Raw genomic sequence first — 21963 nt, 5'->3', positions numbered from 1 at the left:
TACCAATTACAGCAAGATTTTAACAAAACTCTTGCTGTGATTTTGCATCTCAAAATTTCAGTTTTTAAAAATTAATCATCCAAAATTGGTTGAAACCCTTTTGTATTATGAAAAAGAATTTCATCATCATATTGTGCTTGGCATTCTCTTGTATTATGCAAGCACAAGAAGATCAAGACAGCTTAAAAACTCGAGGCATCCAAGAAGTCATTGTTATCAAAACACAAAACATTTCCATCAAAGAAAACAAACCTCTGGGTTCTATTGATGATTATTTGCAAAAATCGGCTCAGGTGGATATGATCCGTAGAGGCGCCTACGCTTGGGAACCTACTGTAAACAACATGAGCACAGAGAGAACCCTTGTAACCATAGATGGCATGAGAATTTTTGGTGCATGCACCGACAAAATGGATCCCATAACCTCGTATGTAGAAGTTTCTAATCTGGCTTCAGCAAAAATTACAAGCGGACAACAAGGTTCTTGCCACGGCGCAACCATCGGTGGAGCAATCGACTTGCAAAGAAGCAAAACTGCATTTGGTTCTGAAAATTTAAAAATAAATTTAAACTCCGGCTTCGAGTCGGTAAATTCACAAAAAATTTTAGGAGCAGGATTTGTATTTAAAAACTCTAAACTCTACAACGATGCCAGTTTTATGTTTAGAGAAGCTGGAAATTACCACACCGGAAAATCAACAGAAATTTTATATTCACAATTCAAGAAAATTAACTTTTCCGAAACTTTGGGGTATAAAATCAACGACAAGCACCTCGTAGAAAGCTCCCTGATCTACGACAAAGCCAGCAATATCGGATATCCGGCACTTCCTATGGATGTTTCCTTGGCCGAAGCCATCATTACTTCACTTAAACACCGTTACGAAAACCCCGAAGGAAAAATTAAAAGTTGGGAAACCAAGTTTTATTACAACAACATCACACACAGGATGGACGACAGCAAAAGACCAATTGTGCCCATCCGTATGGACATGCCGGGATGGAGCAGCACTTACGGTTACTACAGCAAGGCACAATTCGACATCAACAAACATCAATTTTTAGTGAATCTTTCAGGATACACCAACAATTCTTTGGCAGAAATGACCATGTATCCCAACAATTCTACAGAAAAATTAATGTTTATGCTTACTTGGCCCGGTGTAAAAACTTTGAATCAAGGATTATTTATTGAAGACCATTACACCTTGAACGAAAATAATAGTTTAAAAGCATCCTTTGGTATAAATTACCACCATAACAAGATCGAAAAAGAAATGGGGCTGCAAAGTTTGCAAATTTTCTATCCCGAATTAAAAGTCGACAAAAGTAGAATTTTGAAAAATTTTGCCTTCAACTACATCGTTAAAACAGGTGATTTTGAGGCAGGGATAGGCACAGGATACGGGGAAAGATCTGCATCCGTTTCGGAAGGTTATGGTTTTTACCTTTTCAATTCTTCGGAAAAATACGACTACATCGGAAACCCAAATCTTAAAAATGAAAATGCTTGGGAAGGCAATTCCTACATTAGCTGGAAAAAGAATAAAAATATTACTTTAAAACTGAACGCTTCGATCTTTTACATTCAAAACTTTATGGTCGGAGAAGTTATTCCTGGATTTGCCCCAATGACCATCGGTGCTTTGGGCGTAAAAAAAATGACGGCTTTGGATCATGCAAATATTATCAATCTGGGGTTGAATACAGAAATAAAAATCACACCACAACTGCAATGGAAAACTCAGATTTCCTACAATTATGGCAAGGATCATCGTGGCGAACTGCTTCCTTACATCAGTCCAATCCGCTACCGAAGCAGCTTGGCTTTCGATAAAAATGCGCTTCATACTGAAATTTCGTTGATCGGTAACACCTCAAAAAAGCACTACAATACCAATTATGGAGAAAGTTCGACTCCGGATTTCGCAATATTGAATGCTACTATTGGTTATTCGATTAATTTCGGAAGAAATAAAATTATGGTAAAAACGGGAGTCGAAAATATTTTTGACACTTATTACACCACTTTTTCAGATTGGAATAAAATCCCAAGACCCGGCAGAAACTTTTTCATCAACATCAATTACGCTTTATAGATTGACAAACAGCTTTAAAATCTTGTCCTATCGCGTTCCTGATTTTTCTTAGCCTTACCGATTTAAAAAGTCGATAAAATATTCATAACTTTGTTTTTTCACTAAAAAATAAAACATGAAACGAGAAGATATCCTCAAAGAAATTATAAAAGAACAGCACCGAGTTATCCAAAGCTTAAAAGACAGTGTCGACGGCTACAAAACTGCCTCGGACATGGACGAAGACAGCACATCGGATCCGGATGATTATACACGACAAGCGGAAGCCAAAGACATGCAATTGCGTTTTGAAAAAATGCTACAAAAAGAAAAAAATGATTTAGAATTCGTATTGAACGAAATGGAAAAGTCGTACACAGAAATTGAATTTGGCGCCATTGTTGAAACCGACAAAAACTACTTTTTCTTAGCCGTTCCACTTCCGAAACTTACCTTTGGAGGCAAAGAATTGTTTTGCATTTCTAAAGATGCACCCATATTTTCTAAACTAAAAGGTCAAAAAATTGGAGCATCGATTGAAGTAGGAAACACCACACATACAATCGTTAACATACTATAATTTCAGAATGAACAAAATTAAATCCAGCATAATCGTTGCAGCTATCGCTTCCGTATTTTTATTTTCTTGTCAGAAAACAGAAACCAACAATACAGCAACTACTGAAGCAGCAGAAACCTCACTAGAGCAAGAAGCTAAAATGTTGAAAAACGACAAAGGAGAGACCATAAAAGTAGTGTATTTTGCAGACGGCGATGAAGTTGCCGTTAAAATCACCAAAGAAGGAAAAGAGCACAAACTAAATGCCCGAGGCAGTAACAACAAAGGCGAACCCATATTTACAGACGAGACTTTTGCATGGGAAATTATGGAAAGTGGTATGTCTGGAAGGCTGACCGACAAGTCCGGAACAATCTCCGTTTACAAACCCGCTGACGAACAATAACATCGACACATTCTATTAAATCTGTAATCTTTATTACAGATTTTTTGTTTTAAATGTCAGATATTTGCTAAAAAAAATCAAAAATGGATCTCAATCAAATTTTAATTTTACTCATCTTAGGACTCATCAGTGGGATACTGAGTGGCTTACTCGGTATTGGTGGTGCCGTATTCATCATCCCCGCACTCGCCATATTTATGGGATTTTCACAGCAAACCGCACAAGGAACCACTTTGATGATGATGGTCTTACCGGTGGGTTTTATGGCAGCACTACAGTACTATAAAGCTGGACACGGCGATATAAAAACAGCAGGCATTTTGGCCTTAGCTTTTTTTATTGGTGGATACTTTGGTGGCAAATGGGCCAACCAAATCCCTCAAGATATTTTGAAAAAAATATTTGCCGTATTGCTCATCGTCATCGCCATAAAAATGCTCTTTTTCGACAAAGCCATTAAAATGTAATTAAAAATTAAAAAATTTAAGAAATGAAAATAGAACAAATATATACAGGATGTCTCGCACAAGGTGCTTATTATGTTGTTTCTAACAACCAAGCGTTCATCATCGATCCGTTAAGAGAAACCCAACCCTACATTGATAGATTGGAAAAAGATGGCGCACAATTAAAATACATTTTTGAGACACATTTCCACGCTGATTTTGTGTCCGGACACTTGGATCTGAGCAAAAAAACCGGCGCACAAATCGTTTACGGACCCACTGCCAATCCCAGCTTTGAAACCACTATTGCCGAAGATGGGCAGATCTTTAAAATTGGAAACATCCAAGTAAAAGTCCTGCACACACCTGGACACACCATGGAAAGCATCAGCTTACTTTTGATAGATGAAAACGGTAAAGAAACCGCATTGTTTTCTGGTGACACTCTGTTTTTAGGCGATGTCGGAAGACCCGATCTTGCGCAAAAAGCAGCGAACATGACCCAAGAAGAACTTGCAGGTATCCTTTACGAAAGTTTACAAAATAAAATTTTACCTCTTGCCGACGACATCGTTGTGTACCCGGCACATGGAGCAGGATCTGCGTGTGGGAAAAACATGCAAAAAGAAACTGTGGACAGTTTGGGAAACCAAAAACGAACCAACTACGCGCTGAACCAGCCCAATAAAGAAGCATTTGTAAAAGAAGTATTGAATGGACTAACAGCTCCACCACAATATTTCGGAATGAATGTAGCCATGAATAAAAGTGGATATGAAAGTTTTGAAAATGTGATGGCAAAAGGAAATCATGCCTTGTCGGTAGATGAATTTGAAGCCATCGCTGAAGAACATTCCGCCCTGATCTTAGACACCAGAAACGCAGCCGATTTCCACAAAGAATTTGTACCAAAATCCATTAATATCGGTTTGAAAGGAGATTTTGCACCTTGGGTAGGCGCAATGATTGTCGATGTACAACAACCCCTCCTTTTAGTTTGCGATCAAAATAGTGAAGAAGAAACCATTACACGATTGGCAAGAGTTGGGTTTGACCATGTATTAGGCTATCTGAACGGAGGAATAGAAAGCTGGAAAAAAGCCGGAAAAGAAGTGGATCGCATCAACAGAATTAGTCCACAAGAAATGGAACAACAAATCCAAGATAAAGATAAAATTGTGGATGTACGAAAAGAAACCGAATACACCGCAGAACATCTTGTAGCAGCAGAAAACCTACCTCTTTCCAACATCAATCAATGGTTCAATACATTTAACAACGACCAACATTTTTACCTGCATTGTGCCGGTGGATACAGAAGTATGATTGCTGCCAGCATTCTAAATGCACGAGGAATCCGAAATTTCACAGAAATAGAAGGAGGATACAACAAAATAAAAGAAACCAACCTTCCTAAAACCAATTTCGTTTGTCCATCAACCAAATAATTTCATTATGAATATCATCGAAAATTTACAGTTCCACAATGATAAGCCAAGCGTTGCGATCATCAAAAAAAATGAAAACATCAAATATTTTGCCGTAGGTCTTGGCAAAAATGCAGTACTGCAGAAACACACCACTGCTTTCCCGGCAACCCTTGTCGTTGCAAAAGGGAAAATTGATTTTAAATTTGAAGACAGAAATTATATCTTGAATACTTTGGACACTTTCGAAATCCCTGTAGATGAAATGCATGAGGTACACGGTTTGGAAGATGAAAATGTTTTTTTAGTTTGCCAAGAGCTGTAAGACTCCTTGAAAATGGAAGAATTGAATAAAGAATTTTGGGATGCGAGATGGAAAAACCAACAAACGGGTTGGGATATTGGTCATGCTTCTCCGGCCATCGTAAAATATTTCGAACAAGTTCTTGATAAAGACATTAAAATTCTCATCCCGGGATGCGGCAATGCTCACGAAGCCTTTGCTCTTTCAGAAATGGGTTTTCAAAACATTACGCTTCTCGACATTGCACCAACTGCTGTTGAGCATTTGAAAGAAAAGTTCCAAAACCACCCCAACATCAATACGGTTTGCGATGATTTTTTCTTGCACGAAAACCGATACGACCTCATGGTGGAACAAACATTTTTTTGTGCCATTTCTCCAGATTTAAGAGAGCAATACATCCGTAAAGCTTCAGAAATTTTAGAACCAGAAGGGAAAATAATCGGTTTGCTGTTCAATACCGAATTTGAAAAAGCCGGACCTCCATTTGGCGGAGACAAGACCGAATACAAAATACTTTTTGACAAATATTTTGAAATCAAAACCATGGAAGACTGCTACAACAGTATTGAACCTAGAAAAGGAAGCGAGGTCTTCATCAACCTAAAAAACAAAAAAACGGTATGACTGCATTTATAAAAAAAAATAAATTGGGACTGGCGGGCATCCTTGTTGGCGGCATCTTAGGCTATGCCTATTATCACTTTATCGGATGCAGCTCTGGGACTTGTGCCATTACTTCCAAGCCTATAAACTCTTCGGTGTACGGAATGTTGATGGGTTACCTTACTTTTAGTATTTTTGAACCGAAAAAAAAATCAGCAGACATCAATACGAGCAATGACAATCATCAACAAAATTAAAAACATACTCATTATAAAAGGTTGGAATTTCAGAAGAATCCTCTACCTCATCGGAGGATTTTGGATGGTTGCATTGTCTGTAAAAGACCAAGAATGGTGGATGTCTATTTTTGGGTTGTACTTTATAGCCATGTCCATCTTCAAATTCGGCTGTGCATCCGGAAATTGTGAAATTCCAAAGAAATAAAACCAAATAGAAACATCTATGCGACCAACATACTTAAACGATAAAAACCTAAACACTTTTATAAAAGCGGCGCTACAAGAAGATATTGAAAGCGGCGACTATTCATCTCTATCCACCATCCCAGCGGATTTGCAACAAAAAGCTAAACTTTTGGTAAAAGAAGACTGCATCCTTGCGGGAGTTGAAATGGCAGAAATCATCTTTAATACCTTTGATAAAAATTTAACAGTAGAACGATTCATCAACGATGGCGAAAATGCAAAAAAGGGAGATGTTGCTTTTATCGTTTCCGGAAGTGCGAGATCCATACTTTCTACCGAACGACTGGTTTTAAATTGCATGCAAAGAATGAGCGGTATTGCTACTTTGACCCACGATTGGAATTCTAGACTAATCGGCACCAAAACAAAGTTACTGGACACAAGAAAGACCACTCCCAACTTCAGAATTTGCGAAAAATGGGCCGTGATTATCGGTGGCGGAAATAACCACAGATACGGATTATACGATATGGTGATGTTGAAAGACAATCACATTGACTATAACGGCAACATCAGCAATGCCGTAAAGATGTGCAAGCACTATTTGGCAGAAAATAACCTGAACTTAAAGATTGAAGTAGAAACTCGAAATTTAGATGAAGTTAAAGAAGCTCTCCTTGCCAAAGTGGATAGAATTATGCTCGACAATATGGATACGTCTACCATGAAAGAAGCCGTTGATCTCATCAACAACCAATGCGAAACAGAAGCTTCTGGGGGCATCACCAGAGATCGATTGCAAGAAATTGCAAAAACAGGGGTAACTTACATTTCCGCAGGAGCACTTACCCATTCTGCTAAAAATATAGATTTAAGTTTAAAAGCGGTAAAATAATATTATCTTTTTTGAAAACCCAATAAAAAGCCTGATCCACCATCAGGCTTTTAACATTTCCACCACAAATTAATATTATTGATAATATAAAAAAAAATGATTTTTCTAATTATTATGCAACATATAGTTTGTAAAAACAAAAGCGCCACACCCTTACAATCGCCTATAATACTGCATTTTAAAACAAATAAACCCGTCATTTTAAATTTTAACAATTTATTAATGAAACATTGAAATAATTTAACGATTTTTGCAACTGAAAAATAGTTTATTATTTAACACTTTAAAGTTATGAGAATTAACTCTATCCAAAAACCGATTTTTGCTGTAGTCCTTACACTATCTACAGCAAGTGTTTATTTTGCACAAGAAAAAGACAACACCCGCTCCAAAGACATTGAGCAAGTTGTACTAACAGGAGTTGCAGATATCGCAAAAGATCGTAAAACACCAGTGGCTGTTTCTACCATTAAAGAAGCACAAATTATTGAAAAACTAGGAAATCAAGAGTTTCCGGAAATCCTAAACACAACTCCTTCCGTGTACGCCACAAAAGGAGGTGGAGGTTTCGGAGAGGGAAAACTGAACATCCGTGGTTTTGCCCAAGAAAACATCGCGATCATGGTAAACGGCATGCCGGTTAATGACATGGAAAACGGTAGAGTTTTCTGGTCCAACTGGGCAGGTCTTTCCGATGTAACCTCTGCCATGCAGGTACAAAGAGGACTTGGATCTTCTAAATTAGCTATTGCTTCCGTTGGTGGTACTGTAAACATTATTACCCGAGCTGCTGATAAAAAAGAAGGCGGAGTGGTATCTGTAGGTATTGGGAATAACGATTACTTAAAAACATTATTTGCCTACAATACAGGAAAATCTACTAATGGTTGGTCTTCATCTTTCTTAATGAGCAGAACTGCAGGATCTACTTATGTTGATGGGACAGAGTATGAAGGATACAACTATTACTTCGCATTGGGATATCAAAAACCAGGTGGAAACCACGACTTCCAATTTACAATTACGGGAGCACCACAATGGCACAACAACAGATCTACCTCTTCTACAATTTCAGATTATATCAAATATAATAACGGAGACGGCACCAACCCGAATAGAAAATACAACCCGGATTGGGGGTATAGGAATGGGGAAGTTTTCTCAAACAGAAATAATTACTACCACAAACCAATTATGTCACTTAACTGGGATTGGAAAATTGATGCTAAATCCAAACTAAACACCGTGGTTTACGCTTCTTTCGGTAGAGGTGCTGGTGTAAATGGAAATGTAGGTAAAGCCGGAGGAAAATCCATTTCAGATCCTAGCTTTAAAACTGCAAGCGGTCAAATTAATTTTGATGCAATTGTAAATGCCAATGCAGCAACTACAGTAGATGCTACTTCACCGATAGGAAACACGATGGCACAAGCAGCATCTATCAACTCTCACAACTGGTTCGGAGCGATTTCTAGCTTTAATCACAAGATCAACGATAACTTGAAATTTACCGTAGGTATTGATGGAAGATACTATTATGGCTATCACTACCAAGTAGTTTCAGATTTCTTAGGAGCATCCGCTTATAAAGACGGAAGCAACAAAAACATCCCTTATAACATTGTAACCAAAGCATTTAGCCCAAGACCATCTTGGAATCCTTTTGGAGGAAAAGTAGATAACTTGAGTGACATGATTACTTATGATAACGACGGTGAAGTATTGTGGTACGGTGGGTTTGGACAATTAGAATATTCTAATGACAACCTATCTGCATTTGTACAAGGAGCTGTGTCCAACCAAGCTTTCCAAAGAATAGACAATTTCTTAGTAGATGGTGTTTCTTTACTTAACGGAACTCTTGCAGGTACTCCAGCAACCAACCAACCAACTGCACTGAACCCCGTATTGAACACAAAAACTGGTTTCAAAGACATCTTGGGGTACAACATCAAAGGTGGTGCTAACTACAACATCAATGAGCAGCACAATGTTTTTGCAAATATTGGTTACTACTCAAAACAACCTTTCTTGAATGCCGTATATCCAAACAATAAAAACTTCCTTAACCCGAACTTGACCAACGAAAAAATCTTTGGTGTAGAAGCAGGTTACGGTTTCCGTTCAGGAATATTCTCTGCAAATGTTAACCTATACAGAACTTCTTGGAAAGACAGATTCCAAAGAAGATCCAACATTACTGCGACTTATACCGACAACACAGGAGCTACAGTAACTACGACTTCAGCTTATGCAAACATCGCAGGTATTACAGAAATCCACCAAGGAGCTGAGTTCGATTTTATAGCAAACATCAACAAGCATGTTTCATTAAACGGTATGTTCTCAATCGGTGATTGGTATTACGAAGGAAACGCAGAAGGAAGTTTATTTACAGAAACCAACGAGCCTATCGTAACAGGAACAACACCTACTACAACTCTATATTTGGATAAGGTAAAAGTAGGTAGCTCTGCACAATTAACTGCAGCTGCAGGTCTTAACATTAAGCCGGTTACAGGATTATCTTTAGATGTTAACTACAGATATGTTGATAATTTATACGGAAACATCAACCCGCTTAACTTCCAAACTCAAGCAGGTGGAGCAAAAGGCGCTGTAAAATTACCAGCTTTCTGGTTAATGGATCTTGGGGTAAGCTACAAATTAAATTTGAACGCAAAGCAATATTTCACTTTAAGAGCAAATGTGTACAATTTATTTGACAGAATCTATATTTCTGATGCCAACACAAACATCCACAGTGGATTATCTGCACAAGAGTACACAGACATCAATGGAGGTACTTTAGCGAGCAACGCTTCTAAATACGCTTCTTATGTAGGTGCTGGAAACTGGAACGGCATTAGCCAACAAAACCAAGTTTATTTCGGATTTGGTAGAACTTGGACCACTACACTTTCCTTTAATTTCTAATTCATTACCCTCGTAATAAATTCAAGATCCCGGCTCTAAGTCGGGATTTTTATTATCTTTGTTCATCAAAAGTAAAAACAATAGATTATGTACAACATTCTGCTTAACGCACACAAAGGATTCGGTTATTTGGAACTATTATTGGTTTCGTTATTCATCATCACATTAGTCATCACATCTTTCGGATTCAGTGGCAAGATTAAACCACTTTTCAGAAAGATTACTTTATTCACCATGATATTCTTCCACATCCAGTTCTTATTAGGAATTGTTATGTTGGGGATTCATTTTTCTAGTGGTACAGACATGGGATCCATCATGAAAGACGCTGCACTTAGATTTCAGTATGTAGAGCATCCGTTCTCCATGTTAATCGCAGCCATCCTGATGACTATCGTAAATAAAAAAGTAAAAACGAACGATACACTTAGCCTAAAGATTTTCTTTATGGGAATTTTAGCTGTTGCTCTTTTTGCATTTGCATTCCCTTGGGCTAAAGTTTTTGGACTTTAATATAAATTCTAATTTTTAAAACAATAAATATTCAATTTTAATGAAAGTAGCTGTAGTAGGTGCTACCGGAATGGTAGGCCAAATCATGTTGAAAGTTCTAGAAGAAAGAAACTTTCCCTTTACAGAGATCATCCCTGTTGCATCCGAAAAATCCGTAGGAAAAAAGGTCAAATGCAAGGGGAAGGAATACAGTATCGTAAGCATGAAAGACGCTATTGCCGCAAAACCAGAAATTGCAATATTTTCTGCAGGTGGAAGCACCTCGATAGAATTTGCACCTCAATTTGCAGAAGTAGGAACAACGGTGATTGACAATTCTTCGGCTTGGAGAATGGATCCTACCAAAAAATTAGTCGTGCCAGAAATCAATGCTCACGAACTGACTGCAACCGACAAAATCATCGCTAATCCCAACTGCTCTACCATACAATTGGTGATGGTTCTGAGCCCACTTCACAAAAAATATAAATTGAAAAGAGTGGTGGTCTCCACTTACCAATCGGTGACGGGAACAGGAAAAGCGGCGGTAGATCAATTAAATGCTGAGATTCAAAACTCGGTTGCGATCGAGAAAAGTACTGTGGAAAAAGTTTATCCTTACGATATTTTCAAAAATGCATTGCCACAATGCGATGTTTTTGACGAACACGATTACACCAAAGAAGAACTAAAACTCATGCGCGAACCGAAAAAAATCATGAGCGATGACAGTTTTAACCTAACAGCAACTGCCGTTAGAGTCCCGGTACAAGGAGGTCATTCCGAAAGTGTAAATATCGAATTTGAAAACGATTTCGATTTGGATGAATTGAAAAATATCTTATCCAACACACCGGGAGTTGTAGTTCTGGACGATGTTAAAAACAAAATCTACCCTATGCCTCTATATTCCGAAGGAAAAGACGAAGTGTTTGTAGGAAGAATCCGAAGAGATATTTCCCAACCAAGAACCCTAAACTGTTGGATCGTTGCAGACAACCTCAGAAAAGGAGCTGCAACCAATGCAGTACAAATTGCAGAATATCTTTTAGATCATAAATTAATTTAAAACAATAAAGCCATCAAAATCGAATTTTGATGGCTATTTTATCATGAGTCCATCTAAAAACAAAAATATCTCATTCCAATTAACCGTCGCATTGGCTGGGGTAGCGCTATTCATCGCCAAACTTGTGGCATGGTACATTACCAATTCGGACATGGTGTTTTCCGATGCTTTGGAAAGTATTGTGAATATTTTGGCGGCCTTCATGGGATTGTACTCGCTTTATTTATCCGCTAAACCCAAAGACGAAGATCACCCTTACGGTCACGGAAAAGTAGAATTTGTCACATCAGGATTCGAAGGCCTGCTGATCGTGTTTGCGGGAATTATGATTGCCATACAAGCCGTCAACTCTTTAATGATCGGCCATCACCTCAACAAGATCGATTACGGAATCTACATCGTTGCCTTTACAGCCTTGGTCAACTACGGTTTGGGGTATCTTTCCATAAAAAAAGGAGAAGAGGAAAACTCGTTGGTTCTCGTGGCTTCGGGCAAGCATTTGCAATCAGACACCGTCACAACACTTGGGGTGGTTGTGGGATTGATTGTTGTTTATTTCACAAAAATATTTTGGCTGGATGCGGTTATTGCACTCTCATTCTCGATTTACATCGTCTTTGTTGGATACAAAATAATTAGAAAATCACTCAGCGGAATCATGGACGAAGCCGATCCTGAGATACTGGAAAAAATTTCGACCATTCTCGAAAATAATAGAAAACCAGAATGGATAGACTTCCACAACACCAAAATTCAACAATACGGTAATCGTCTGCACATGGATGCACACCTCACATTGCCTTGGTATTTCGAGCTAAGGAAGGCACACAACAGCATGGAGGATTTGGTAAAACAAGTTGCCAAAGATTTTGACAGAAAAATTGAATTCAACATCCACATGGACGATTGCAAGCCGTTTTCTTGTGAAATATGCACTTTAAAAAATTGTCCTGTCCGAGAAAAACCTTTTGTAAAAACCATAGAATGGACTACAGAAACCATACCTCAAGAGCAGAAACATCAGTTGCAATAAAACCTTTTTGCTAACGGTAGTACCTTTCCAAAAAATCAAAAAACTCCGCAATTCGGTAGCCGTTATTCAACATCAAATAACAAAACATCAAGACGGTGACTGCCAAAATGGATTGATACACCATTTTTTTGTCACTATAGGACTGAAGTAGCCAACCCCAAAGTAGCGGATAGACGAATACAAAGTGACCTCCGTAAATGTACGAAGTATGCAACCCAAACTTTAGAACTGCATGTATGATGATGTCCACCAAAAAAGACAACATCAGGATCTGCACCCATGAATTTTTGAAATTTTTCAGGTAAGCCCAAAGCAGCATTGCAATCAATAAAAACACAAAAGCATAGGAAAAATAGGACGAATATACATCCATAAATAGGGCTTTGTACTGGAAATTTTGCTTGTTGTGATAGTCTCTGATCACAAAACTTGGAAACAAAACATTACCTCCTACAAACCACGAAGCTATCATATCCCAAAGCGGCGTAACTTTGGGTTGAGAAAACTTCTCATACTGCTCACCGGTCTTGGTGAAAATTCTATGATAATCAAAATTTAAACGATTCAGAAAGAGCAAAACAAATATCCCTGCCGACACCACTCCTTTCAATACAAGCAGTCCTAATTTTTTCCAATTCCAAAATAAATTTTTAGAAAATATAAGCGGAATGTATATTTTCAAAATATTGGTAATGGTCAATCCGCCCACTCCAACACCTGCAATTGTGAGTGCTGCAACCGGGATTTCTTGTCCGTTTCTGATTTTTAATGCGGCATAATAATTGAAAATGCACAACAACAAAAAAGTATAGGTATAATTCTCCGGGGTAAACGAAAGTAAAATACTGGTCGAAAAAAATGAAGTCATCAGGACCAACAAAAGTCCCACCAAAACAGGCAGTCCAATGATGTTCTTAAGGTATTTGTAAATCTGTACCAAAGACAAAGAAATGGCAATATTGGATCCCCAAGCATACACCAAACGGAAGACCTCATCTTTTTTCCCGTCTGAAATATAAAAAGCCAAATTTCGGTACCAATCAAAAAAATAATTGGAAAGCGGATGCCTTTCAAACCCGCCACCGGTCATTACAATGGACCGATTATCGAAGCTGAAGTAAGCATCCCAAGGGATTCTATCGTCAAAAACGATGCGATAATCCATTGCGATGATTGTCCCAAAAATTCCGTAAGAAATTAGGAAAAACAGAAAAATTCCCCATTCAATAAAATTATGGGGAAATACAAGTTTTAAAAAATGAATGCATTTAGTTTTTAAATTCATAAAAGGGTTTTAAGAAAGCATTTTTTGGGCTTTTTTAACCCCTTCTACCAAGGCATCAATCTCATCGAATGTGTTGTAAACGGCAAAGCTTGCACGCACAGTTCCGGCAATATTAAAAAACTTCATGATGGGTTGTGTACAGTGGTGCCCGGTTCTGACGGCAATTCCCATTCGGTCCAAAATCATTCCTACATCCGAGGCGATCCCAATCCCTTCCAAGTTAAAGGATACCACTCCCGTACGATGGGCTTTCTCTCCATAAACTTTCAGTCCGTCGATTTCCAAAAGTTGTTTTTGGGCATAATTCAGCAAATCCATTTCATGTTGATGTAAGGCATTGTGTCCCAACTGTTCTATAAAATCTACAGCATAGCCCAAAGCAATATTTCCTGCGATATTGGGGGTTCCGGCTTCAAATTTAAAAGGAAGATCAGCATAGGTTGTTCCGTCAAAATCGCAAGTCGCAATCATCTCTCCACCACCGTGGAAAGGCTGCATTTTTCTAAGGATTTCTTCTTTTCCGTACAACACGCCAACACCGGTTGGGGCATACATTTTATGTCCGGAAAAAACAAAAAAATCACAATCCATTTTTTGTACATCTACTTTCAGATGTGGGATGGACTGTGCTCCATCGACCAAAATAAGAGCCTGAGAATTTTTTCTAACCGTGGCAATTATTTCGTCCACCGGATTGATGATTCCCAAAGCATTTGAAACCTGATTGAAGGCGACAATTTTTGTTTTCTCAGACAAATTATCCTGTAAAAAATCCAATTGCAAAATACCGTTTTCATCCATTGGGATGACTTTCAGTTTTGCACCGGTTCTTTCGCAAAGCATTTGCCAAGGCACAATGTTGGAATGGTGCTCCAAGTATGAAATGATGATTTCGTCACCGGAATTTACCCAATTGGAGTTTCCAATGGCATAGGCAACTTCATTAATACTTTCTGTAGTGCCGCGGGTAAAATTAATTTCGTAATCGTGTTTGGCATTAATGAATTTTTGGATTTTCACTCGTGCATTTTCCATTTCCACTGTTGCCAATTGCGAAAGGGTATGTATCCCTCTGTGCACATTGGCATTCAGATCGGTGTAATAGTTTTGCAATGCATCCAAGACCATCTTTGGTTTTTGCGATGTTGCAGCATTATCGAGGTATATCAATGGTTTTCCGTTTATTTCTCTTTCCAAAATCGGGAACTGAGCACGGATATTTTGTAAATCAAGCATAGGTCTTATTTAGAACGGTTCAAATTTACGAAATTTAAAATTAGTACTTTGATTGTAAAACTGCATTTTCGAAACAAAAAATCCCGACTTTTTCAAGTCGGGATCCGTATGATTGTGGAGAATAAATTATTCTGCGCTATCTGTAGTTGGAGTTTCAACTGCTCCTTCTACTTCTACGATTTCTTCATCCTCATCGTCTTCTACGATAGAACCTGCATTTTTCATTGCATTTCTAGACATCTTCACAGCAACAATTACTGCGTTATCAGGATGCATGAACGAGTATTGATCGTTTTTCAATTTTTCTACATAGAATTTGTTACCAATTCTTAATGGAGTAACATCAACAACGATTTCGTCTGGCAAGTTAGCAGGGATTGCTTTAACTTTTAGTTTTCTGTAAGTTTGTCTAAGAGCACCACCAGAAACAACACCTTTTGCACGACCAACGATTCTTACAGGAACTTCCATAATTACCGGCTTATCAGCAGACAATTGATAGAAATCCGCATGAAGGATCTTATCTGTAATTGGGTGGAATTGGATGTCTTGAAGAACAGCCTCAACCGTTTCCCCATCGATTACTAAAGTAGCCGTGTGTGCGTCTGGAGTGTAAACCAAGTTTTTGAATGATTTCTCTTCAGTAGAGAAGTTCAAAGGTTCTTTTCCTCCATAAACAACACAAGGAACTAATTCAGCATCGCGTAGAGCTTTAGTAGACTTTTTGCCCACGCTTTCTCTTTTTGTACCTTGAATTGTAATAGATTTCATAATAAATTATTTATTAAAATGTTTTATTTTTCAGTTTGCAAATATATAACTTTTTTCACAAAAAAATCCTCTCACGGGAAAGGATTTATTATTCTTTAAATTTTTATCTTAAATGATAAATTTATTGCTGATGGATTGGTGCTCGTGTACGGACTTCATGACATCGGCAAAGAGTTCTGCACAAGACAAGACTTTAATTTTTGAAGAAAGTTCTGTATTCACCGGGATGGTATCCGTTACGATAACTTCTGTCATCTTAGAATTTTCGATATTTTCATACGCTTTTCCGGAAAGTACACCGTGGGTTGCCATGGCTCTTACCGACTTGGCTCCGTTGGCCATCAGGATATCTGCAGCTTTGCACAATGTACCGGCGGTATCGATCATATCGTCGATCAAAATCACATTTCTATCCTTCACATCACCAATTAGGAACATTTCTTCTACCACATTGGCTTTTTTTCTTTCTTTGTATGCAATTACCACTTCGGCACCGATATGAGATGCATAATTTTTTGCTCTCTTGGCACCCCCCATATCAGGGGAAGCAATGGTTAAGTTATCCAAATTTAAAGATTTAATATAATCTACAAAAATGGTTGAAGCGTACAAATGATCCACAGGAATTTCGAAGAAACCTTGGATCTGATCTGCGTGCAAGTCCATAGTCATCACACGAGTTGCACCGGCCGCTGTCAATAGATTGGCTACTAATTTTGCACCGATTGGAGCTCTTGGCTTGTCTTTTCTATCTTGTCTTGCCAAACCATAATACGGGATAACTACGGTAATGCTTTTTGCAGAAGCTCTTTTTGCAGCGTCTATCATTAATAGTAATTCCAAAAGATTATCGGCTGGTGGAAATGTAGATCCGATTAAGAATACTCTTCCCCCACGAACGGACTCGTCCAAAACCGGTTCAAATTCGCCATCGCTGAATAACTGAACATTAATTTTTCCTAAATCTTTTCCGTAGTGTTTTGCAATTTTTTCTGCCAACACCTTGCTGGTTCTGGTTGTAAATAAATATACAGCTTGTTCTGCCATTTTTATAAGTTTTTACTTTAAATTAGATTTTGCAAAGTTAAAAAAAATAAAACCATACAGAAGTCCTGCATGGCTTTATACTTTATTTATTTTTATCCTTATGGAAATGTCACTCCAGAATAATTATAAATATTTACTTGTGGAAGTGTCGATTGATATTTTTGATTGATCGATTTAATAAATTCATTTGCAATAATCGCATATCCTTTACCTGTTAGATGAACACCATCCAATGAAAATGAACCTCCTGTTACAAATTCTGTTGTAAATTTCACTCCATTAAAAGTTAATCCAGATGAAGAAGACAACTCTGTCATTTTAGCATTTGCATTTACAAAAGCCAAACCTTTAGACGAAGCTAAACTTTGAAGTCCTGCATTGTAGGCTGCAGTAGCTGTAAGCACTTTATTGGTTTCTATTTGTGAAAGAACATGTTGATTTTCTAAAGGATAAGAAATCCCGTATTTATTAATACTTGCAGGCGCACCCAATGGAGCTGTTCCGATCACCGGTTTAGTGGTTAATAAAACAAAATCATTCGATGTAGCCTGTCTCGCCTGACCAAAAATCTGACCAAATGCTGCAGCCGTTGCGGCACCAAGGCTTGGTGTAAGTGCAGTTGTAAGTTGAGCCGACAAGTCTGGCAAATCGACATCCTTAATCAATAGCGGATTGGGTGAGGTTGATGAAAGTAAATTAATTCTATTTCCAGCACCAAAAGCAGTTAGAGCTTGTTTTAATGGACCGTACAACTGAGCATTTAAGGCTGTAATATTTGCTTGTCCCACTGCTTCATCGCCACTACCTAAAACCAATTTAGTCAATGGATTGTACGGAACAGTTGTAAAAAATGGAATAGAGGAAACATTCGGAATATTTGCGATAACCCCTTTTGCACCTCCTGCTGTTAAGGCATTAACATATTGAGTAATAGAGCCTACCAAGACTGCAGGATCCGTAATATCGTTTGATCCGTAAGTTGCCGGATTGGCATTTCCTGTTTGGTCAACTCCTGTACCGCCGCTTGTTGCATAAGACAAAACATCGTTGTTACCAATCCAAATCGAGAAGAATGTTGGCTGCTGAGCAACCGCTGCAGCAATAGGACTAACCCCCGTAGAGAATCTTGCATAATACGGATTCAGCATTCCATAATTAGACAAACCAAGGTGAAAAGATTTGGCCCCCGGAATTCCTAAATTTTGATACGGACCTGCAGAAGAAATATTGTCCAATGGTGCTGCTGGAGCAGAATCTTTTGGTAATAAACTTCCACCTACAACCTGCAAGGTAAGTTTCCCCGGAAAACCTGGAAGTCCTTGGAAGCCACCAACATTATTAGGCATCATCGGTTGTTTAAAGGTTAAAGCTCCTCCCGCTTTGTTCATCACACTTGCAAGCATAGCCGGATAAGACTCGAGCTGTCCATCGCTGTACAAAGCACCATCTCGGTATCCGGATGTTAAAGAGTTACCCAAGGCAACATACTTTGAAAAATTAGCCTTTCCTTGAGATACGGACATATTTTCTACATCGGTATCAAAATCATAATGGCTACATCCTGTTAAAAACACACTTGCAACCAAGGCAAGAGCTGGATAAATATATTTTTTCATAATATTTCTAATGTATTAAAATGCGTTATACGAAAGTCCAAGTCCAAAAGTTAATACTTTAGCTCTAGCCTGTCCAATTAAGTTATAATATGAGTTTTCAACTTTTCTAGCATCTCCAAAAGTGTAAGAAGCCGCGGCGTCTATCCCTAATCTACCGAATTTATACCCGAATCCTCCGGTTATCACATGAGCGTTGAACGATGGTGTATCTGGAATCCAGTTTTGATCGGAATACGGTGACTCGTCCCAATAATAACCCACTCTACCGGCAAACTTATCCGTGATCATATATTGAGATCCAACACGGAAAACTTTGGAGTTTTGGAATTTTTTCGGAATCGATTTAATGGTAGGATCTGATGTGTTGCCAACCGTAGCATGTTCAAAATCCAAGACCAATTTGCTGTATTTAGACCAACCTTGATAGTTGAAATCTGCAGACAACATCCATTTTGGTGTCACTTTGTAAGAAACTCCTAACATAAATTCTTCCGCCAAAGGAAGCACAGCACTGAAGTTATCTTTTCCAGATGCGGGAATGTTCAGTTTAGGGTTGGAATAAAGAGCCGGTGAAATATTAAAGGTTGCAGTTCCAGGATCGGCTTTCATATCAATCGGCGAACGATAAGAGATGGACACATCCCAATCGCTATCCGGCTGCATATAGAACCCAAAAGAATAACCACTTCCGGAAGCTTTGTCGTTGTACAGATTCAGACTTCCATTTAACGAACTTATCGCCTGCGTCCAATCTACTTTTCCTTTTACATAAATGTAGCTACCTCCTAAAGAGATCCAAGGTGCTAATTTTACAGAAAGCATAGGTTGGAAAAAGTAGGATTTCAGTTCTAGTTTTTCGATAATTTCCGATCCTTGCCAATTGTTTGGCCATTGCACAGTATTTCCGTACGGTGTTGTAAAGCTAAACCCAGCAGAAACCGTAGGACTAATTTTATACGCTACAGCTGCATAAATCGGAGTCCCTATCGGATTGTCCGTTTTGGTAGTCGTCATGGTGCTCACATTCTGGAATTCAACTTCGGATTTAGCACCAAAACCACCCGCTACAATACTCAATTTAGAAGGGATGAACGAGATCCCTGCAGGATTGAAAAAGCCCACACTTGCATCTTCTGCGTGTGCACTGGTATGAGCCATAGCCAGTTGTTTCACCCCTTGCAAAGAAACCTTGAAGCCTCCGGCATACGATAAAACACCAGCCAATAATGCTGAGGAAATAAGTATTTTTTTCATAAAGATTAGATATTTATAATTCAAATATAAGATTTATAAATAGAATGTGTTAAATTTTCTTAATTTTTTTAAACATCAAGCATAAAATTTACTATGTTTAAAATAATACATATCAACGGTTTAACTTATAATCAGAATGTTAAATCGAATAAACACAAGAAAAAAGAACACGCATTTAATACCATAAAAAACAAACACTAGTCCCACAGCAAAGAAAATACTAGACAAAAAGCGATCAAAAACAACAAAGATTGACTTACATTTCTTTTTAACTTACGCCCTTTTGATTATAGATTTAAAAAATATTCTAAATTTGCAGATAAAATAAAAATTATATGAGTTGTGGATGCAAAACATCCGGCGATTCTACCCATTCTTGTGGCACAAAATCCGAGAATGGCTGCGACAAAGTAGACACCTGTGGTAATAGCTATAAATTAAGCGTTTTCGATTGGCTTTCAAACATCAACAATCCTACCTCTACGGCCAGTAATTTGGTCGAAGTTCGATTTAAAAATGAACGAAAAAGCTTTTATAAGAATGTCAACAAGCTACCCCTAAATATTGGGAACATAGTCACTGTAGAATCCAGTCCGGGTCATGATATCGGTGTGGTAAGCCTCACCGGCGAATTGGTAAAAATTCAAATGAAAAAAAAGAAATTTTCAGAAGATGCTGCCCTGAAAATTTATCGCCATGCCAATCAAAAAGATATTGATGTTTGGCAAAACATTAGAAGCAAAGAAGAAGGTATAAAAATAGAAGCCAGAAAAATCGCTACTTCCCTAGGTTTGGAAATGAAAATCACCGATGTAGAGTTTCAAGGCGATGGATCCAAAGCTATTTTCTATTATACCGCTGAAAACAGAGTCGATTTCCGCCAATTAATAAAAGAGTATGCCGCGACTTTCAGAATAAAAATCGACATGAGACAAATCGGCTTCAGACAAGAAGCTGCAAAAGTCGGTGGCATCGGTTCTTGTGGAAGAGAATTGTGCTGCTCTTCTTGGCTTACCGACTTTAGATCGGTAAACACCAATGCTGCACGATACCAACAACTGTCCATCAACCCACAAAAATTGGCTGGCCAATGTGGTAAATTAAAATGTTGTTTGAATTACGAATTGGACAGCTACATGGATGCATTGTCCCATTTTCCGTCTTCATCAACAACTTTGGATACAGAAAAAGGAAAGGCTTTTTGTATAAAAATCGATGTCTTCAAAAAGAAAATGTGGTTCGCCTATGCCGACAGTCCTGTCGCGTGGTACGATATGGACATTTCTGATGTTAAAAAATACATTTCTCTGAATAAAAAAGGAGAAAAATGTCCTCCGCTAGAAGACACCAAACCGGTGGATACCCTTAGCAAACCGGTAGATTTGATTCAGGAAAACAATGTCAATCGTTTTGAAAAGCCCAAAAGATCCAAAAATAAAAAGCCTCAAAACAGAAACAACAAACCCGAAAACCCTGAAAGAAAGACCGCTACAACAGAACAAAAACCTCAGCAGAAACCTCAGCAGAAATCCAACTCTTCTGAAAATCAGAGACCTGCAAAAAGAAAACCTTTCAAGAAGAAGCCCAACAACAAAAAAGATCCAGATGCTTAAAAAAGCTTTCATTTTAACTTTATTCGGACTTTTGACCGGTTGCCAATCCGCATCGGAACAAGTAATCGTTCATGCTGTTGATGGCACTTGGGATGTAAAAAAAACTCAAAATTTTGATTTTGAAATCAACGATTCGCAAAATCCAAAAAATATTATATTTGTTGTACGAAACAACAACGATTACCCGTACAGCAACATCCGATTTATTGTAGATCTATCGGATGAGAAAGGGAAAAACAAGAAAATTGACACCGTCAATTATGTCTTGGCACAGCCCAACGGCGAATGGTTAGGTAGTGGTTTCGGAGATACAAAAGAAATCTTATTTCAGTATAAATTAAATTATGCATTTCCAAAAAATGGAAAATATAAAATGGGAATAAAACAAGCCATGAGAATGGATAAATTACCCGGAATTGAAGATATTGGAATAAAAATTGAACCTGCAAAGCATTAACTGCACC

At 38.1% G+C, this 21963-nt stretch carries 22 protein-coding genes; 16 read left to right on the top strand and 6 right to left on the bottom strand.

All coding sequences use genetic code 11. The features are described from left to right. Positions 1-107: 107 nt before the first annotated feature. From H9Q20_RS07050 to H9Q20_RS06985, 14 genes are all read left to right on the top strand, one after another. On the top strand, positions 108-2099 hold the full coding sequence (locus tag H9Q20_RS07050; RefSeq protein WP_124640285.1) for a TonB-dependent receptor plug domain-containing protein: 1992 nt from the start codon (positions 108-110) through the stop codon (positions 2097-2099). A gap of 115 nt (positions 2100-2214) precedes the next feature. After that, complete coding sequence (locus tag H9Q20_RS07045; RefSeq protein ID WP_124640287.1) at positions 2215-2658, top strand: hypothetical protein; 444 nt, start codon at positions 2215-2217, stop codon at positions 2656-2658. Between the two features lie 7 nt (positions 2659-2665). Next, positions 2666-3043: a hypothetical protein gene (locus tag H9Q20_RS07040; RefSeq protein ID WP_124640289.1), complete on the top strand. Its 378-nt coding sequence runs from the start codon at positions 2666-2668 to the stop codon at positions 3041-3043. 83 nt (positions 3044-3126) lie between these two features. Next, positions 3127-3510: a sulfite exporter TauE/SafE family protein gene (locus H9Q20_RS07035; protein ID WP_124640291.1), complete on the top strand. Its 384-nt coding sequence runs from the start codon at positions 3127-3129 to the stop codon at positions 3508-3510. A 23-nt stretch (positions 3511-3533) separates the two neighbouring features. Then, positions 3534-4937 (top strand): MBL fold metallo-hydrolase, encoded by a 1404-nt coding sequence (locus H9Q20_RS07030; protein WP_124640293.1) that lies wholly within the window; start codon positions 3534-3536, stop codon positions 4935-4937. Positions 4938-4944: 7 nt separating this feature from the next. Further along, positions 4945-5241, top strand: a complete 297-nt coding sequence (locus H9Q20_RS07025) for a cupin domain-containing protein (RefSeq protein WP_124640295.1) — start codon at positions 4945-4947, stop codon at positions 5239-5241. Between the two features lie 12 nt (positions 5242-5253). Further along, entirely contained in the window at positions 5254-5847 is a 594-nt protein-coding gene (locus tag H9Q20_RS07020; RefSeq protein ID WP_124640298.1) for a methyltransferase domain-containing protein, read from the top strand. Next, on the top strand, positions 5844-6083 hold the full coding sequence (locus H9Q20_RS07015) for a DUF6132 family protein (RefSeq protein WP_124640300.1): 240 nt from the start codon (positions 5844-5846) through the stop codon (positions 6081-6083). Before H9Q20_RS07020 ends, H9Q20_RS07015 begins: the two co-directional genes overlap by 4 nt. Next, positions 6061-6270 carry a hypothetical protein gene (locus H9Q20_RS07010; RefSeq protein ID WP_187477364.1) on the top strand — a complete coding sequence of 70 codons (210 nt, stop codon included), beginning with the start codon at positions 6061-6063 and terminating at the stop codon, positions 6268-6270. The genes H9Q20_RS07015 and H9Q20_RS07010 overlap by 23 nt, the downstream gene beginning before the upstream one ends. Positions 6271-6288: 18 nt before the next feature. Continuing rightward, on the top strand, positions 6289-7146 hold the full coding sequence (gene nadC, locus H9Q20_RS07005) for a carboxylating nicotinate-nucleotide diphosphorylase (protein WP_187477363.1): 858 nt from the start codon (positions 6289-6291) through the stop codon (positions 7144-7146). A 291-nt stretch (positions 7147-7437) separates the two neighbouring features. Next, positions 7438-10083, top strand: coding sequence for a TonB-dependent receptor (locus H9Q20_RS07000; RefSeq protein ID WP_187477362.1), 2646 nt, complete (start codon positions 7438-7440; stop codon positions 10081-10083). Between the two features lie 87 nt (positions 10084-10170). Beyond that, a complete protein-coding gene (locus H9Q20_RS06995; protein WP_187477361.1) occupies positions 10171-10596 on the top strand; it encodes a hypothetical protein in 426 nt (141 codons plus the stop codon). 40 nt (positions 10597-10636) lie between these two features. Next, a complete protein-coding gene (locus tag H9Q20_RS06990; protein ID WP_187477360.1) occupies positions 10637-11644 on the top strand; it encodes an aspartate-semialdehyde dehydrogenase in 1008 nt (335 codons plus the stop codon). 43 nt (positions 11645-11687) lie between these two features. Further along, the gene (locus H9Q20_RS06985; RefSeq protein WP_187477359.1) at positions 11688-12677 is read left to right on the top strand and encodes a cation diffusion facilitator family transporter; all 990 of its coding nucleotides are present in this window, start codon (positions 11688-11690) and stop codon (positions 12675-12677) included. A 10-nt stretch (positions 12678-12687) separates the two neighbouring features. Here the strand turns inward: H9Q20_RS06985 and H9Q20_RS06980 are convergent, their stop codons facing one another. The 6 genes from H9Q20_RS06980 to H9Q20_RS06955 all read right to left on the bottom strand — a co-directional run bounded on the left by H9Q20_RS06980 (position 12688) and on the right by H9Q20_RS06955 (position 19886). Further along, the gene (locus tag H9Q20_RS06980) at positions 12688-13962 is read right to left on the bottom strand and encodes a DUF6080 domain-containing protein (RefSeq protein WP_187477358.1); all 1275 of its coding nucleotides are present in this window, start codon (positions 13960-13962) and stop codon (positions 12688-12690) included. Between the two features lie 9 nt (positions 13963-13971). Further along, the gene (locus H9Q20_RS06975; protein ID WP_124640316.1) at positions 13972-15198 is read right to left on the bottom strand and encodes an aminotransferase class V-fold PLP-dependent enzyme; all 1227 of its coding nucleotides are present in this window, start codon (positions 15196-15198) and stop codon (positions 13972-13974) included. Positions 15199-15324: 126 nt separating this feature from the next. Beyond that, entirely contained in the window at positions 15325-15969 is a 645-nt protein-coding gene (locus H9Q20_RS06970; protein WP_124640318.1) for a 50S ribosomal protein L25/general stress protein Ctc, read from the bottom strand. Positions 15970-16077: 108 nt separating this feature from the next. Next, a complete protein-coding gene (locus tag H9Q20_RS06965) occupies positions 16078-17016 on the bottom strand; it encodes a ribose-phosphate pyrophosphokinase (RefSeq protein WP_124640320.1) in 939 nt (312 codons plus the stop codon). Between the two features lie 98 nt (positions 17017-17114). Further along, positions 17115-18632, bottom strand: coding sequence for a G-D-S-L family lipolytic protein (locus tag H9Q20_RS06960; protein WP_124640321.1), 1518 nt, complete (start codon positions 18630-18632; stop codon positions 17115-17117). A 15-nt stretch (positions 18633-18647) separates the two neighbouring features. Further along, entirely contained in the window at positions 18648-19886 is a 1239-nt protein-coding gene (locus H9Q20_RS06955; RefSeq protein WP_124640323.1) for an OmpP1/FadL family transporter, read from the bottom strand. Positions 19887-20221: 335 nt separating this feature from the next. Here H9Q20_RS06955 and H9Q20_RS06950 point away from each other — a divergent pair, with 335 nt between their 5' ends. Together H9Q20_RS06950 and H9Q20_RS06945 are read left to right on the top strand one after the other, a co-directional pair. Then, complete coding sequence (locus tag H9Q20_RS06950; protein ID WP_187477357.1) at positions 20222-21499, top strand: stage 0 sporulation family protein; 1278 nt, start codon at positions 20222-20224, stop codon at positions 21497-21499. After that, complete coding sequence (locus H9Q20_RS06945; RefSeq protein WP_124640327.1) at positions 21492-21956, top strand: gliding motility lipoprotein GldH; 465 nt, start codon at positions 21492-21494, stop codon at positions 21954-21956. Before H9Q20_RS06950 ends, H9Q20_RS06945 begins: the two co-directional genes overlap by 8 nt. Positions 21957-21963: the final 7 nt, after the last annotated feature.

The organism is Amniculibacterium sp. G2-70 (assembly GCF_014353055.1).
GTDB lineage: Bacteria > Bacteroidota > Bacteroidia > Flavobacteriales > Weeksellaceae > Amniculibacterium > Amniculibacterium aquaticum.
Note: the sequence above shows the minus strand (reverse complement) of the source record. Positions and strands in the feature narration are given on the sequence as shown.